Below are 15,486 nucleotides of genomic sequence, written 5' to 3' on the forward strand. Positions count from 1 at the left end.
ATAAATTTACGCAGCTGCCGACTGCGGACACAACCGTCTTAACTCAACAAAAGCAACGGGCCGGGTGACCGGATCGCCGATCGCCGGCCCAGTCAGCTACGCAGTTCGGCGCCGACCCGTTCGGCCGCGCAGCGCACCGCCGCGTCACGGGCCGCGGTGGCGTCGTCCTCGGTGAGGGTGCGGTCCGGGGCCCGGAACCGCAGGGCGAATGTCAGCGATTTGCGATTCTCGCCGATCTGCGCGCCGGCGAAGACGTCGAACAATTGCAGATGCTCGAGCAACTCGCCCGCTCCGTCGCGCACCGCGTCTTCGACAGCCTGAGCCGGAACATCGGCAGCCACCACCAGGCTCACGTCCTGGAACACCGCCGGGAAAGGCGACACGCGCGGCGCGGGGAGGACGCCGCCGAGGGGAATCGCCGCCAGGTCCAGTTCGATCGCGCAGGTCCCCTTCGGAAGCCCGGCCCGTTCGATGACGGCCGGGTGCAGCTGACCCGCGTGCCCGACGACGGTGCCGCCGGCGAGAACCTCCGCACACCGGCCCGGATGCCACGGCAGGTACTGGGCGGCTCGCAGCGTGACGTCCACGCCGCCGGCTCGCGCAATGATCCGCACCGCCTCGAACGCGTCCGCGGCTTCCACGGGACGGCCCGGTCCCCAGGGACCGCGCGGCTCGCGCAATCCCGCCAGGACCGCGGCGACGTGCTGCGGTTGGCGTGGCAACGATGCGTCCAGGGTGGCGATCTCGGCATCGGTGGGCCGCCGGTGGACCGGGATGAGGTCGACGGCGCGGGTCTGGTCGGTGGGCTGCACCACCTGCGCGATGGCGAACAGCGCCACGTCGCCGAGTCCCCGGGAGACATTGCGGTGCAACGCCTCCAGCAGGGCCGGCAACAACGTGGTGGCCAGCTGCGGCCGGTCGGCTTCCAGGGGGTTGACCACGTTGGTCGTGCTGCGCCGAGGGTCGTCGGCGGGCAATCCCCAGAGATCGAACACACCCGCCGGCAGGAAGGGCGTCGGAAGGATCTCGACGTAACCCGACAGGGCCAGCGATTTCCCGATCGCCCGGCGTCGCTGCTGGGTGGCGGTCAGCCCCCGGCCCGCGGGTGCCGACGGCAGGACCGACGGGATCGCCTCGAGACCCTCGAGCCGCAGCACCTCTTCCACGAGGTCTGCGGGTTGACGCAGGTCGGGACGCCAACTCGGCGGCGTGACCGTCAGGGTGTCACCGTCTTGCGCCACCTCCGCGCCGACCTGGCGGAGCCGCCGGGCGGTGGTGCCGGGCGGGTAAGCCACGCCGGCGATGCGGTCCGGCAGGTCGGCCAGGATCTCGACCGGCGTTGGCGACCAGTCGGTACGCGGTGGATCGCCCCGCCAGTCGGTGAGAGTGGGTTCGGCGACTCCCCCGGCGATGTCGACGAGCAGCCGGGCACACCGGTCCAGGACTGCCACCGAGATGGCCGGGTCAACGGCGCGTTCATACCGGCGCGCCGCTTCGCTGGGCAGATGCAGCCGTCGCTGGGTTCGCGATATCGCCGCGGGGTCCCAGACGGCTGCCTCGAGCAGCACCTCGGTGGAGGTGGCGCGAACCTCGGTGCTGTCCGCGCCCATCACACCGCCGATCGCCGCGGTCGCGACGTCATCGACGATCAGGACGTCGACCGGTTCCAGCTTGCGTTCGATGTCGTCCAGGGTGACGACGGTCTCGCCAGGCTGAGCGAAGCGCACCCGGAATCCGCCGGTGATGCGGGCGCGGTCGTGAGCATGCATGGGATGGCCGAGTTCAAGCATCACGTAGTTGGTGACGTCCACCGCCGGCGAGGTGGCACGGATGCCGCACAGCAGCAGTCGCCGCTGCAGCCACCACGGCGACACCGCCGCAGGGTCGATCCCGGTCACCGGGCGCAGCGCGAACCGTCGCACGCCCGTGGCAGAGTCCACCGTCAGTGGCCACGCTTCGCCCTGAGCCGGCAACGGCTCCACCGCCGCGGGATCGACGAAGTCCAGGTCGTAGGCGCACGCGATCTCGCGGGCCAGCCCCCGCACCGACAGGCCATAGCCGCGGTCCGGTGTGATCGCGAGGTGGAACACCACATCGTCGAGACCGAGCACCGCAGCCGCGTCGGCCCCGGGTTCCGCGGTACCCGCGGGCAGCACCAGGATCCCGGAATGATCCGCCCCCAAGCCGAGTTCGGCGGCCGAGCAGATCATCCCGTTGGAGTTGCGGCCGTAGGTCTTGCGCGCGGCAATGGTGAAATCGCCAGGCAGCGTCGCTCCGGGCAGCGCCACGACCACCAGGTCGCCCACGACGAAATTCGTCGCGCCGCAAACGATCTCCTGCGGCTCGGGGTTGCCGACGTCGACCAGGCAGGCCCGGATCGGCTTCTTGAAGCCGCTGAGCTCCTCGATCTCGGCCACCCGGCCCACGGCCAGCGGACCCTCGACCGGACCGAGTCCGGCGACGTCCTCCACCTCGTGACCGATCCGCACCAGCGCCTGCGCCAACTCGGCAGCACCGACATCCCATCCCGGCGCGCCGGCTGAGACCACCTCGCGCAGCCAGCTGTACGGAACGCGCATCAGGCCCCCACCCCGAACGGCAGCGAGAACCGGATGTCGCCTTCCACCATGTCGCGCATGTCGGGTATCCCGTTGCGGAACTGCAGGGTTCGTTCCAGCCCCATCCCGAACGCGAAGCCGGAATAGACCTCAGGGTCGATACCGGCGGCGCGCAGGACGTTGGGGTGCACCATCCCGCAGCCACCCCACTCCACCCAGTCGGCGCCGCCCTTTTTGCCCTCGAACCAGACATCGACCTCGGCGGACGGTTCGGTGAACGGGAAGAAGTGGGGACGCATCCTGGTGCGCGCCAACGGGCCGAATTCGGCGCGGGCGAACGCGTCCAGAGTGCCGCGCAGATGGGCCATGGTCAGTCCACGGTCGACGGCCAATCCCTCCACCTGGTGGAACACCGGCGTGTGGGTGGCGTCGAGTTCGTCGGTGCGGAACGTCCGGCCGATCGAGATGACGTAGACGGGCAACTCGCGCTCCAGCAGGGTCCGTACCTGCACCGGGGACGTGTGGGTCCGCAGTAGTTGCCGCGAGTCCTCGGGCGCGATGTAGAAAGTGTCCTGTTCGCTGCGCGCCGGGTGATCGGGCGGGAAGTTGAGGGCGTCGAAGTTGAACTGCTCGGTTTCGACTTCGGGACCCTCGGCCAGCTCCCATCCCATCGCCACGAACGTGTCGGCGATGTGCTCGGCCAGCATGGTGATCGGGTGCCGTGCGCCGGTCGGCTGGCGGGTCGAAGGCAGCGTGACATCGATACGCTCGGCGACGAGCACTGCCGCGTCGCGCTCGGCGCGCAGGACCGCAAGGCGCTCGTCGTAGCTGCGCTGGGCTTCAGTGCGGGCCACATTGACCCGCTTGCCCGCATCGGCACGCTGCTCCTTGGGCAGGCTGCCCAGCGCCTGTCGCGCCAGAGCCAGTGGCGAGCGGTCGCCGAGGTACTCGGTCTTGGCGTGCGCGAGAGCGTCCAGCGTGCCGGCGGACGCGATGGCCTGCTGGGCAGCCTCGACCGCCTTGGCCAGAGCTTCCGGCGACAGGTCGACGGGTTGATCACCCACGCGGCGGCACTCTCCTTGCTGAGGCTGGTCGGGCTGCCCGGCCTCTACCCCGCGCAATGAGCTCCAGCGCGGCCCGCGTGGTCAGCGGGAGGGGTCACGGCACGGGTATGACGCAACTGCCGATCATAAGTCATCGTCAGTTGTGTCCCGGATCACGGAAGATCAGGAATCGAATTGTTCGAAGGTCTGGGAGAACTCCCAAGGGTTCTGCGCCACTCCACTGCTGACATTCGTCAGCACACCCAGCGGGCCCGGGAAGTCGCGGTTGGCCGACCACATGTGCAGTCCACCGATATTGTTCTGCTCGGCAAAGGTGGTGAGCTTCTGGGCGTCGGCCAGGGTGAAGATCTCGGCCGGATCGTCGTTGACGCCGATCATCGGGGTCACGTCGACCATCGACCAGATCTGCGCGCTGGTTTTCGACGGGTACAACGTCGTCAATTGATCATGGACGGCGGTGGCCGCCTGAATCGCGTAGTCGCCCATCTTCCCGGCGTACGGCAGGGTCGGGTCGTAGTAATCCATCGCCATGATGTTCACGTGGCTGATCTGCACGTTACTGTCGACGGCGATCTGAACGGCCCGCAGACCGTCGGCGGTCAGGCCCGTCGGCATCACCGGCAGCGTGAACGACACCTCGACCGGCCTGCCGGTGGCGACTCCGGTGGTCTGCAGTGCTGCGATCGCCTGCGAGCGGAGCTTGAGCGAGGCCGTGTCACCCAGGGCCGCACCTTCGATATCGAAATCCAGCTTGTGAATTCCGTAGGCGTTCATCACCGAGGTGTACTTCGCGGCCAGTTCGGCCGCTGTCCCGCCGGTCAGGGCGAGTTCCTGGTTCGCCGCGCCGCCGAAGGAGATGGTGGCGTTGATTCCTGCGGCGCGCATGGCGTCCATCTGACTGTTGATCTGGCCGAGCAGACTGCCGTTCGCGACGGCGCCGCCGTTGCCGATCGTGTACTCGGTGAATCCTCCCCAAGCCGGCTGGCCGGCGGCATTGGCGGTGATGAAACCCAAAGTGACGTCCTCGATGCTGCCGATCCGGCTGGCACCGGTGAAGTCGAACTGGGGCCACAGCGTCATGTCGACGTACGGAGAGAACACACCCGTGCCGACCGGTGGCGGCGGCGTGACGCTGCCGGGCAGCCCGGCGATTCCGGGCCGGCCGAACAGCAGCCCGGCCCGCCCGCCGGCACCGCCGGGCGCTCCGGTGCCGCCGTTACCGCCGGCACCGCCGTTGCCGAATAGTCCGGCGTCGCCACCGGCACCGCCGGCCTGTCCGCCGGCACCGGCCGCCCCCCGGCCGCCATTTCCGATCAGCAGCCCCCCGTCGCCGCCACGTCCGCCGGCCACCGACGCGTCGGCACCGTCGCCGACCAAGGGCCGGCCCAGCAGCAGTTGGGTGGGCGCGTTGACAACTCTGAGCAGCTGCTCCTGCAGGGTCTGCACAATCGAGGCGTTGGCCGCCTCGGCAGTGGCGAAGGAGTCCGCGCTCGCGGCCAGGGCCTGCACGAATCGGGCGTGATAGGCCTCCACCTGAGAGCTGAGCGCGCGGTACTCCTGGCCGTAGGCTCCGAACATCCCCGCGACCGCCGCGGACACCTCGTCGGCGGCGGCCGGCGCGAGTCGTGTGGTCAGACCTGCCGTCGCCCCAGCGGACGCCACGGCGGAGCGGATGTCTTCCAGATCCGTCGCGGCGGCCAACAACATGCCCGGATCGGCGATCAGAAAACTCATGGCATCCTCCGGTCGGTTCGGCGCGCCCGGGTTACGTTGCCACGTGCCTCGGTGATTTTCAATCGTCGCGCCTCGTCCGGCTCGTTCGACATCACTAGATCAGCCGACAGAGCAGCCAATACGGCGAAATTTCAGACCTTGGTCCGCTGGTTCAGTCGAACAAACGCGAAGCGGATTCTAGTTTGCTATTCGGTGGCGTTCAGACCGTTACAGGCTGCACGCCGGCCGCCACCTCATCCAGAACGGCGTTCTCCGTCGCGCGCGAGCCGAATCGGTTGCTCACGACATGGGCGATGAGGGCCGCGGACGCGCCGAATGCAAGGCCGCCGGCCATCCCCCACATGCTGTGCGCCAGCATCAGGAAGCCGAAGCCCGCCGACCCCAGCAGCATCAGGCACCGCACGGGCGTCCAGTGGATCGGCGCCCGGAACCGCAGCGAGACCAGGACACCCAGCGTGACCGCGACGGCGTGCCCCGCGTTGGTGAACTCGCCGCCCATGACCGCGGCCGTCACACTCACCGTGATCCACCACGCGATCCATGCTGACCGGAACGACCGCGGGATCGTGGCGGTCAACGCGCCGAGCGCCGCCAGCGCGCCGTAGCTCATTCCGACGTCGCTGGCGTGGGTGATCGACCACGGCATCCAGCCCATCTTCACCGCCGTCGCCAGCGCTGCGGCGACAACCAGGGTGGCGCCGATGTGGCCGACCATAAACGCCACGAGCAGCCGGATGGTGCGCAGGTGCAGTTCCGCCAGGACCAGCAGGCAGGTCAGAAAGGGCAGCCAGAACCACAGCGGCCCCGCCTCGACCACGAAGGCACTGCCAACCAGGGTGCCGATCCGGCCGTGCGACAGGTTGTGCAGGTTCGTGCTGGCGTGTCGGATGACGCTGTCATGGGCCTGGGGGCTCAACATCAGCATTGTGGTGCTGACAGCGAACAGCGCCGCCACGTAGCCGACCGTGAAACGGACCCGCGACAGGCGGGTGAGAAAGGTAGAAAACATCACCTTCCACTATGCATGGACGTTTGTCTCATTTGTGTTATCGCTGGTTGACAACTCTTTGTGAGTTTTCAGGCGATAAATAGCCAAGTCGGGCGGAATGCCGGTGAGTTTGCTGGCGAACATCGGCCTGCGCGCCCGCTTGGCCGTGACACCCATCGCGTCCAGATCGCTCTGAGGAATCAGGTCCAGCGTCGGGCTCGAGATCATCACGCCGCCTTTGGTGGCACGCTCCATGACCCGGGCCGCGATGTTCACGTCGACGCCCAACCAGTCCGCACCCAGCCGCTGCGGCCGCCCGGTGTGGATACCAACCCGCATGCGTGGCCGATAACCCTGCACCTCAACGGATTTGATCGCCTCCTGAGCGGCGAGCACTGCCTTCACGGCGACGGCGGGACGACGAAAGACGGCCATGATGCCGTCACCCATTCGCTTGACGATGTGCCCGCCGGCGTCCAACATCGGGGACTCGACCGCCCGGGCGACCTGGCGCAGCAACGTGAGCGCGGCGTCGTCCCCGGCCTGCAGCGACCAGGTGGAAAAACCCACCAGGTCGGTGAAGACAAGCGTCACCTCGGGATTTGCCGGCTTGCGCGAAACGGCCTCGGTCATCGCCTGCCACACCTGTAACACACCAAGGCTGACCTCGCGCGATGCCGCGTCGCGGTCGCCCAGCAGCCGGTCGGCAGCGCGTGCGGCAGCCCGGGGACCGCCCTCTCCGGCCGTCGACAAGGGATCACCGAACTCGGGGTCGCCGGGCAGCAGCCGTCGCGCCCTCTTGACGAAGGCCACCACGTTCGGACTGTGATTGGTGCTGCGAAGCCACTTTCCGGGAGAACGACGGGGCGCGGCTTCCTGGTGGGCCACCGCAGTCGCGGTCTCGTCGGGCACGCCGGACTCCGCTTCGCCAGACCCGACCTCCACTCGGCAAGGGTAGGTGGTCCGGACTGAGGCAGGCAACGAGGCCCACGCCACTTGTGTCACACGTCGCAGCAAACGCCCTGATCACACGAGTGCGGCGGCGCTGTGGAGAGTCCGTAACACAGATGCGACGCATACGCCGATGTGCTAGACAACGTACGTTGTCACCGTTTATCGTGAGCCCACAATGAGGCGCTTTGGAGGCCGTGATGACTGTTCCTGCAACGACAGCGGCTGATCCCCTCGGGCCGGACTCGCTGACCTGGAAGTATTTCGGAGACCTGCGCACCGGCATGATGGGGATCTGGATCGGCGCGATCCAGAACATGTATCCGGAACTGGGCGCCGGGGTCGAGGAGCACTCCATCCTGCTGCGCGAACCTCTGCAGCGGGTGGCCAGGTCCGTCTACCCGATCATGGGGGTCGTCTATGACGGCGACCGGGCGGCCCAGACCGGCCAGCAGATCAAGAGCTACCACCGCACCATCAAAGGCACCGACGGCGCGGGCCGACGCTATCACGCGCTGAACCCCGAAACGTTCTACTGGGCCCACGCGACGTTCTTCATGCTCGTCATCAAGGTCGCGGAATACTTCTGCGGCGGGCTGACCGAGGCCGAGAAACGCCAACTGTTCGACGAGCATGTGCAGTGGTACCGAATGTACGGAATGAGCATGCGGCCGGTGCCCAAGTCGTGGGAGGACTTCCAGGAGTACTGGGAGCGGGTCGGGCGCGAGGAGCTGGAGATCAACCAGGCGGTGCTGGACATTTTCCAGATCCGGATCCCCAAGCCGAAATTCGTGCTGATCCCGACGCCGGTCTGGGACCAGATGTTCAAGCCGATGGTCGCCGGTCAGCGCTGGATAGCGGCCGGCCTTTTCGAGCCCGCAGTCCGGGAAAAAGCCGGCATGCGCTGGACACCCGGAGACGAAATCCTGCTGCGGTTGTTCGGCAAGCTGGTCGAACTGGCCTTCCTGGCGGTGCCCGACGAGATCCGGCTGCACCCGCGCGCGCTGGCGGCCTACCGTCGTGCGGAGGGTCGGACCCGCAGTGACGCACCGTTGGTGGAAGCGCCCGCGTTCATGGCGCCGCCGCGGGACCGCCGTGGACTGCCGATGCACTACTTTCCGCCCCGGCCCCGCTCCCCCCTCGAGCCGGCCCGGGTGATCATGGAGCGGGCCGGCGCGCTGGTGCACAGCACCCTGTCGATCGCCGGGCTGCGACCGGCGCGCGGGCGCAGCCGGGCCGCCTGAGCCTGCTGAGCCTGCCCGGCCTGCGGCCGGCGCGCGGGCGCAACCCGGCGGCCCGAGGCTGCTACGCCAGCCCGAGCGGCCGCAGGAACAGCGGGACGACGCCGAACTGGTTGCCCTGGAACCAGAACTCCCAGCCCAAAGCCGTAATCGACCCCCCGGTGATGGTGGGTACGGTTCCGTTCAGCGTGACCGCAGTGGGCCCGAACGGTGTCAAGCCACCCAACGACCCCGCGAAGCCGCCAGTCGGCGATACCAGCACATTGCCGTTGGCCGACATCCACGTCAGCGGGCCGAACGCGGTGTTCAGGGTTCCGGTTGCGTTGGCGACGAGCCCCAGATTTCCACCTGTGCTCGTCGGAAAAATCGGGGTGCCGCTGAGCGAGAACGACCCGATCTGGCCGAACGGCCCGTTGAGGATCGCGGACTGATAGAGGCCACCCAGGCCATAGCTCGAGGACAGCTGCAGCGGGCCGAGATTCGAGCTCTGACTGACGGTGGAGAGGCTGATGAGCGTGTCCAGTGGGCTGGCCTCGGCGACACCGGCACCACTCGAACTCGCCAAAGTTTGCTGCACATTGGCGAATTCGGCACTCACGTACTGCGCGGCACCGCCGTTCAACAGGCTGACGAAGGTGTCGTGATAAGCCGCGGTCTGCGCACTCAACGCCTGGAATTGCTGGCCGTGCTTACCCAGAAGGTTCGAGATCGCCACCGAGATTTCATCCAGGGCTGGTGCCGCGATTGCGGTCGTTCGCGCGGCCGCTGCCGCATTCGCAGTGCGTATGCCGTCGCCCATGGACTCCAGGCACCCACTGGCCGACTTCAGAATTTCCGGAACGACGTTCAAATATGACATAGCTGCCCCCTGCCCCGACAGTCTTGCGACATCACGCCGACTATTCGACGTGTGACAAATATTAACAGTCAGGAGTGAAATTTCCGCTAACCAATTTCACATGTCTTACCAAAGTGGGGATGTGCGAATGATTTGCTAGAGCGGCTGAACGGTCAGCGTGAGGCCCGTGCGCTCAGGTACAGGCAGATGGCCGCGGCCGCGGCAACGTTCAGGCTCTCCGCTCCCCCCGCCATCGGGATGCGCAACCGGCGGTCGGCCTGCGCGGCGACCTCAGCCGGGAGTCCCTGCGCCTCCGGCCCGAACAGCCAGGCCGTCGGCCGCGCGAGGATCGGGTCGGCGTCGTCGAGGGACGTCTCGCCGTCCACCGCGGTGGCCAGCACCTGCAGCCCGGCGCGCCGCAGCGAAGCGAGCACCAACTCGGTGTCGGGAGCGACCACGACGGGGATGGAGAAGATGCTGCCGGTCGATGCGCGCAGGCACTTGCCGTTGTACGGATCGACGCTGTGACCGGCCAGAACCACCGCCGCGGCGCCCATCGCGTCGGCGATGCGGATGAGTGTGCCGGCATTGCCCGGCTCGCCGATGTCCACGGCAACCGCGATCAGGCTCGGCGAGTCCGGCAGCACATCGTCCAGATTCGTCGCCGGGATCTCGCACACCGCGACCAGACCGGTCGGCGTCACGGTGTCGGACAACGCTTTTGCGGCCCGCTCGGTCACCAGATGGACGGGCGTTGCCTGCCCGGAAACCAGCGCGTCATGCCGGAGCGCCGCGTCCTCGGTGACGAACAGGTCCCGGACCAGCCCACGCTGCAGGGCCCCCGCGACGAGATTGGGCCCTTCGGCGAGGAACAGTCCCGCGCGGCGCCGGCCGACGTGACGGTGCAGTTTGACCGCGGCAGCCACCCGGGCCGAGCGTTCGGTGAGCGCGGCCTTCATGGTGTGCGGACCCGGGTGGTGTTAGGCAGCCTCTCCCGAGGGTGCGTTGACATCCTCGGGCAGCGCGGCCCGAGCGACCTCGACCAGCGCGGTGAACGCCGCGGGATCGCTGATCGCGATGTCGGCCAGGTTCTTCCGGTCCACCTCGACGCCGGCGGCCTTGAGGCCCTGGATCAGGCGGTTGTAGGTGATGTCGTTGGCACGCGCGGCGGCGTTGATCCGCGAGATCCACAGTTTGCGGAACTCGCCCTTGCGGGCGCGACGGTCACGGTAAGCGTAATTGAGCGAATGCAGCTGCTGCTCTTTGGCTTTGCGGTAGAGCCGGGATCGCTGACCGCGATAACCCTTCGAAGCTTTCAGGACGCTGCGCCGCTTCTTGTGGGCGTTGACCGCCCGCTTCACGCGTGCCATGGGTGTTCCTACTCTCGTTCAAAATCGGTCGGGGGCTGCCGAAAGCCCGCTGTCGATGGGGGTTTCGTATGGGGGATGCGATGCGGCGCTAGCCGTTGAGCAGCGAGTTGACCCGCTTGGTGTCGTTGGCCGACACGACGGTGCGACCGTCTAGACGACGGGTGCGCTTGGTCGCCTTGTGCTCGAGCAGATGCCTGCGGTTGGCTTTCTGCCGGACGATCTTCCCGGTGCCGGTGCGCCGGAACCGCTTCGAAGCCCCGCTGTGGGTCTTGGCCTTGGGCATGTTTCCTCGATTTTCCTGGTTCTGTGAGCTGTTCTGGTGGTGCTGCGGGTATTGCTAGGACGGTTGGGCGTCGCCGGCCGAATCGGCCGGCCCTCCCGCACTCCCCGGGTGTTGCGCCCTGGCGCGCGTTTTCGCGCCACGGTGCGGTGCCAGCACCATCGTCATGTTGCGGCCATCCTGCTTGGCCGACGTTTCGACGAATCCGTACTCGGCGACGTCCGCGCCCAGCCGCTGGAGCAGTCGATAGCCCAACTCTGGCCGTGACTGCTCGCGGCCACGGAACATGATGGTGACCTTCACCTTCGACCCCGCTTCGAGGAAGCGGACCACGTGGCCCTTCTTGGTCTCGTAGTCGTGGTCGTCGATCTTGGGTCGCAGCTTCTGTTCCTTGACGACGGTCTGCTGCTGATTCCTGCGGGATTCACGCGCCTTCTGCGCCGCCTCGTATTTGTACTTGCCGTAGTCCATGATCTTGCAGACCGGCGGCCTGGCATTGGGAGCAACTTCGACAAGGTCGAGATCGGCGTCCGCGGCAACGCGGAGTGCGTCTTCGATACGCACGATGCCTACCTGCTCTCCCCCAGGGCCGATCAATCGAACTTCAGGCACGCGAATGCGCTCGTTGACGCGGGTCTCAGTGCTGATGGGGCCTCCCTCGTTGGCTTCTACTTCAGTACGACCCGTGGACGGGGCCGGAAACAGCCGAGGAGGCACACCAACCATCAGCAAGAAAGCCCTGCAGATGCAGGGCCCATTGCCGACCGATCGCGGCTTGACCTGGTCAAACCGCCTGCGCAATGCACAGAACAAGCATCGTGTCGATGCCTGTGACCGGACCGGATTGCCTTGAGATATCTCGTGGCAACCGGTGGGAGTGGGACTCCTCTTCACTGTCCCTGGCCTGACGCCGGGATGGTCGCAGCGCTCAGTCTAGCAGGCAGAACGCGTGACCCTGCCAACCCGCGTGCGGGCGTATCACGCTTCCAATTATTGCGGGCGTATCGCGCTTCCATTATCAAGCCAGTTATCAAGCCAGCCTTAGCAAGTCGGCGGCTCAGCATGCCTAAGCCGGGAATTTCCTAGCTGGAGGGCATATCCTCGCGGTCTGTGACAATCACTAAGCCGCGCCCGACGCGCAGGCCGACTTCCCGGTATCACTGGCTACCCGCGGTAGCCGGCTGGACCGTCGGCGTCATCGCGACGGTGTCGCTGCTGGCCAGCCTTTCTCCACTGATCCGGTGGCTCATCCACGAGCCGCGCGAATTCATCAACAGCTATCTGTTCAACTTCCCCGATACCAGCTTCGCGTGGTCATTCGTGCTGGCCCTGCTGGCGGCGGCGCTGGCGGCTCGCAAACGCATCGCCTGGTGGGTGCTGCTGGGCAACATGGTCGTAGCCGCGGTGATCAACGCCGCCGATATCGCCGCCGGCGGCAACACTCCCGCCGAGGCGTTCGGCGAGAACCTCGGGTTTGCCTTCCACGTCGTGACCATCGTGCTGCTGGTGCTGGGCTACCGGGAGTTCTGGGCCAAGGTCCGCCGCGGCGCGCTGTTCCGCGCGGCGGGTGTGTTGCTGATCGGCGGCGCCATCGGGATCCTGCTGTCCTGGGGTCTGGTGGAGATGTTCCCCGGGACGCTGGCGGCGCCCGACCGGTTGCCCTACGTGGCAAACCGCGTCGTCGGCTTCGGATTCGCCGATCCCGATTTGTTTACCGGCCGGCCGCACGTTTTCCTCAACGCGATCTTCGGGTTGTTCGGCGCGTTCGCACTGATCGCCGCCACTATCGTGCTGTTCCTGTCCCAGCGCGCCGACAACGCCCTGACTGGTGAGGACGAGTCAGCGATTCGTGGACTCGTCGAACTCTGGGGGAAGAACGATTCGCTGGCCTACTTCGCCACCCGCCGCGACAAGTCGGTGATCTTTGCCCCCAGCGGCCGCGCCGCGATCGCCTATCGGGTCGAACTCGGGGTCTGCCTGGCCAGTGGCGACCCGATCGGCGACCCGCGGGCGTGGCCGCAGGCAGTCGCAGCCTGGATGGACCTCTGCCAAACCTACGGCTGGTCGCCGGGGGTCATGGGCGCAAGCACGGAAGGTGCCCGCGTTTATCGGGAAGCCGGCCTGAACGCCTTGGTGCTCGGCGACGAGGCGATTCTGCGGCCGGCCGAGTTCAAGTTGTCCGGCCCGGAAATGCGAGGGGTGCGACAGGCCGTCACGCGCGCTCGCCGGGCCGGGCTGACGGTGCGTATCCGCCGGCACCGCGACATTCCCCGCGACGAGATGGCGCAGACCGTCGAGCGCGCGGACGCCTGGCGGGACACCGAAACCGAGCGGGGCTTCTCCATGGCGCTGGGCCGGCTCGGTGACCCGGCTGACGGTGACTGCCTTTTGGTGGAGGCAATCGGACCTGCCAACCAGGTGGTTGCCATGCTTTCGCTGGTGCCGTGGGGCAACACGGGTGCCTCGCTGGACGTAATGCGCCGCTCCCGGGAATCACCCAACGGCACCATCGAACTCATGGTCAGCGAACTTGCGCTGCACGCTGAAAGCCTTGGGATCAATCGCATTTCGCTGAATTTCGCAATGTTTCGCTCGGCGTTCGAGCAGGGCGAGCAATTGGGAGCGGGCCCGGTTGCGCGGCTGTGGCGGGGACTGTTGATCTTCTTCTCACGCTGGTGGCAGATCGAGACTCTGTATCGCTCGAATATGAAGTATCAGCCCGAATGGGTGCCGCGCTTTGCCTGCTACGACGACGCTCGGTTGATTCCCAAAGTCGGCGTCGCATCCGCGTTCGCCGAGGGCTTTCTGACGCTGCCCTTCACCCGGCGCGACAAGATTCACACGGGCCATCACCCGGCCGTGCCGCAGCAGCTGGTGGACAGCGGGCTGTTGCACCCCGACGGCACTGCGCCCGATGTCAGCGGACTGCAGGTGGCAGACCTGCCGGCGGGCGACGACATGCGGCGTCGTCAGCCCGAACAGGTGCGGGTCCGCTTAGCCAAGCTGAAGAAGCTGCAGGACGACGGTGTCGAGGCGTACCCGGTAGGCGAGCCGCCCAGTCACACCGTCGCACAGGCGCTCGCCGCCGAGGACGGGGCTCCTGTCTCGGTGGCCGGCCGCATCCTGCGGGTCCGCAATTACGGCGGCGTGCTGTTCGCGCACCTGCGCGACTGGTCGGGCGAGATGCAGGTGCTGCTGGACAACTCGCGCCTGCAGCAGGGCCGGGCGGCCGACTTCAACGCGGCGATCGATCTCGGCGACCTGGTGGAAGCCACCGGGCAGATGGGGTTCAGCGACAAGGGGACCCGATCGCTGCTCGTCACGCACTGGCGACTGATCGGCAAATGCCTGCGCCCGTTGCCGGACAAGTGGAAGGGACTCACCGACCCGGAAGCCCGGGTTCGGACCCGCTATGTCGACCTCGCCGTCAACGCGGACTCACGCCAGCTGATCACCGCCCGCAGCAGCGCCCTGCGGTCGATTCGCGAGACCTTGTTCGCCAAGGGGTTCATCGAAGTCGAAACACCCATGCTCCAGCAGGTCCACGGCGGTGCCACCGCTCGTCCGTTCGTGACCCACATCAACGCCTACGCGATGGACCTGTTTCTGCGGATCGCCCCGGAGTTGTACCTCAAGCGTTTGTGCGTCGGCGGCGTGGAGCGGGTCTTCGAACTCGGCCGGGCCTTCCGCAACGAGGGCGTCGACTTCAGCCACAACCCCGAGTTCACGCTGCTGGAGGCCTATCAGGCGCACGCCGATTACACGGTCTGGATCGACGGGTGCCGCGAACTGATCCAGAACGCCGCCGAAGCAGCCAACGGCGCCCAGATCGCGATGCGGCCCAGAACTCAGGATGATTCGATTAGCTACGGGGCGCGACTGGAGCCAGTCGACATCTCCGGTGTGTGGCCGGTGAAAACCGTCCACGACGCCGTCTCCGAGGCCCTCGGCGAGCACATCGACGCCGACACGAACTTGAAGACGCTGCGCAAGCTGTGCGACGCCGCCCGCATTCCGTACCGCGCTTATTGGGACGCCGGCGCCGTGGTGCTGGAGCTGTACGAGCACCTGGTCGAGGACCGCACCGAGCACCCGACGTTCTACATCGACTTCCCCACCTCGGTATCGCCGCTGACCAGGCCACATCGCAGTAAGCGGGGGGTGGCCGAACGCTGGGATCTGGTGGCCTGGGGTGTCGAGCTGGGCACCGCCTACAGCGAACTCACCGACCCGGTGGAACAGCGCCGCCGCCTCGAGGAGCAGTCGCTGCTGGCTGCGGGTGGCGACCCCGAAGCGATGGAACTCGACGAGGATTTCCTGCAGGCGATGGAGTACGCGATGCCACCCACCGGCGGCCTGGGAATGGGCGTCGACCGCGTCGTCATGCTGATCACCGGCCGCAGTATCCGCGAGACCCTGCCGTTCCCGCTCGCCAAACCGCATTAGCCCCTTCTTAGCTGAC

General features: G+C 67.1%; 12 protein-coding genes. 2 read left to right on the forward strand and 10 right to left on the reverse strand.

Annotated elements, in window-relative coordinates; all coding sequences use genetic code 11:
* Nucleotides 1-92 precede the first annotated feature (92 nt).
* The 5 genes from pheT to QXK92_RS05895 form a co-directional block, all read right to left on the reverse strand.
* On the reverse strand, nucleotides 93-2,579 hold the full coding sequence (gene pheT, locus QXK92_RS05875; protein ID WP_306240728.1) for a phenylalanine--tRNA ligase subunit beta: 2,487 nt from the start codon (nucleotides 2,577-2,579) through the stop codon (nucleotides 93-95).
* A complete protein-coding gene (gene pheS / locus QXK92_RS05880) occupies nucleotides 2,579-3,622 on the reverse strand; it encodes a phenylalanine--tRNA ligase subunit alpha (RefSeq protein ID WP_306240729.1) in 1,044 nt (347 codons plus the stop codon). The genes pheT and pheS overlap by 1 nt, the downstream gene beginning before the upstream one ends.
* Nucleotides 3,623-3,784: 162 nt before the next feature.
* Nucleotides 3,785-5,356, reverse strand: a complete 1,572-nt coding sequence (locus tag QXK92_RS05885) for a PE domain-containing protein (RefSeq protein ID WP_306240730.1) — start codon at nucleotides 5,354-5,356, stop codon at nucleotides 3,785-3,787.
* 199 nt (nucleotides 5,357-5,555) lie between these two features.
* Nucleotides 5,556-6,365, reverse strand: coding sequence for a rhomboid-like protein (locus QXK92_RS05890; RefSeq protein ID WP_306240731.1), 810 nt, complete (start codon nucleotides 6,363-6,365; stop codon nucleotides 5,556-5,558).
* Nucleotides 6,366-6,374: 9 nt separating this feature from the next.
* Nucleotides 6,375-7,289 carry an adenylate/guanylate cyclase domain-containing protein gene (locus QXK92_RS05895; protein ID WP_306240732.1) on the reverse strand — a complete coding sequence of 305 codons (915 nt, stop codon included), beginning with the start codon at nucleotides 7,287-7,289 and terminating at the stop codon, nucleotides 6,375-6,377.
* A 206-nt stretch (nucleotides 7,290-7,495) separates the two neighbouring features.
* On the opposite strand from QXK92_RS05895, the gene QXK92_RS05900 reads away from it, so the two are divergent.
* Nucleotides 7,496-8,539, forward strand: a complete 1,044-nt coding sequence (locus tag QXK92_RS05900; protein WP_306240733.1) for an oxygenase MpaB family protein — start codon at nucleotides 7,496-7,498, stop codon at nucleotides 8,537-8,539.
* 61 nt (nucleotides 8,540-8,600) lie between these two features.
* On the opposite strand, the gene QXK92_RS05905 is transcribed toward QXK92_RS05900, so the two are convergent.
* The 5 genes from QXK92_RS05905 to infC form a co-directional block, all read right to left on the reverse strand.
* A complete protein-coding gene (locus tag QXK92_RS05905) occupies nucleotides 8,601-9,395 on the reverse strand; it encodes a PE family protein (protein WP_306240734.1) in 795 nt (264 codons plus the stop codon).
* Between the two features lie 152 nt (nucleotides 9,396-9,547).
* Nucleotides 9,548-10,333: an RNA methyltransferase gene (locus QXK92_RS05910; protein ID WP_306240735.1), complete on the reverse strand. Its 786-nt coding sequence runs from the start codon at nucleotides 10,331-10,333 to the stop codon at nucleotides 9,548-9,550.
* Between the two features lie 21 nt (nucleotides 10,334-10,354).
* On the reverse strand, nucleotides 10,355-10,744 hold the full coding sequence (rplT, locus tag QXK92_RS05915) for a 50S ribosomal protein L20 (RefSeq protein ID WP_306240736.1): 390 nt from the start codon (nucleotides 10,742-10,744) through the stop codon (nucleotides 10,355-10,357).
* 88 nt (nucleotides 10,745-10,832) lie between these two features.
* Nucleotides 10,833-11,027, reverse strand: a complete 195-nt coding sequence (gene rpmI, locus QXK92_RS05920) for a 50S ribosomal protein L35 (protein WP_055579168.1) — start codon at nucleotides 11,025-11,027, stop codon at nucleotides 10,833-10,835.
* Between the two features lie 54 nt (nucleotides 11,028-11,081).
* Entirely contained in the window at nucleotides 11,082-11,672 is a 591-nt protein-coding gene (gene infC, locus QXK92_RS05925) for a translation initiation factor IF-3 (RefSeq protein WP_306244226.1), read from the reverse strand.
* Between the two features lie 462 nt (nucleotides 11,673-12,134).
* Between infC and lysX the strand changes: the two genes are divergently transcribed.
* A complete protein-coding gene (lysX, locus tag QXK92_RS05930; protein WP_306240737.1) occupies nucleotides 12,135-15,470 on the forward strand; it encodes a bifunctional lysylphosphatidylglycerol synthetase/lysine--tRNA ligase LysX in 3,336 nt (1,111 codons plus the stop codon).
* The last annotated feature ends 16 nt before the right edge of the window (nucleotides 15,471-15,486 follow it).

It is taken from the genome of Mycobacterium sp. TY815 (assembly GCF_030755135.1).
Lineage (GTDB): Bacteria > Actinomycetota > Actinomycetes > Mycobacteriales > Mycobacteriaceae > Mycobacterium.

Excerpts from the sequence above, each read along its gene's own strand:
- pheT (WP_306240728.1), bottom strand. The coding sequence starts at position 2,579 with ATGCGCGTTCCGTACAGCTGGCTGCGCGAGGTGGTCTCAGCCGGCGCG.
- QXK92_RS05885 (WP_306240730.1), bottom strand. The coding sequence starts at position 5,356 with ATGAGTTTTCTGATCGCCGATCCGGGCATGTTGTTGGCCGCCGCGACG.
- QXK92_RS05890 (WP_306240731.1), bottom strand. The coding sequence starts at position 6,365 with ATGTTTTCTACCTTTCTCACCCGCCTGTCGCGGGTCCGTTTCACGGTC.
- QXK92_RS05900 (WP_306240733.1), top strand. The coding sequence starts at position 7,496 with ATGACTGTTCCTGCAACGACAGCGGCTGATCCCCTCGGGCCGGACTCG.
- QXK92_RS05905 (WP_306240734.1), bottom strand. The coding sequence starts at position 9,395 with ATGTCATATTTGAACGTCGTTCCGGAAATTCTGAAGTCGGCCAGTGGG.
- QXK92_RS05910 (WP_306240735.1), bottom strand. The coding sequence starts at position 10,333 with ATGAAGGCCGCGCTCACCGAACGCTCGGCCCGGGTGGCTGCCGCGGTC.
- rplT (WP_306240736.1), bottom strand. The coding sequence starts at position 10,744 with ATGGCACGCGTGAAGCGGGCGGTCAACGCCCACAAGAAGCGGCGCAGC.
- rpmI (WP_055579168.1), bottom strand. The coding sequence starts at position 11,027 with ATGCCCAAGGCCAAGACCCACAGCGGGGCTTCGAAGCGGTTCCGGCGC.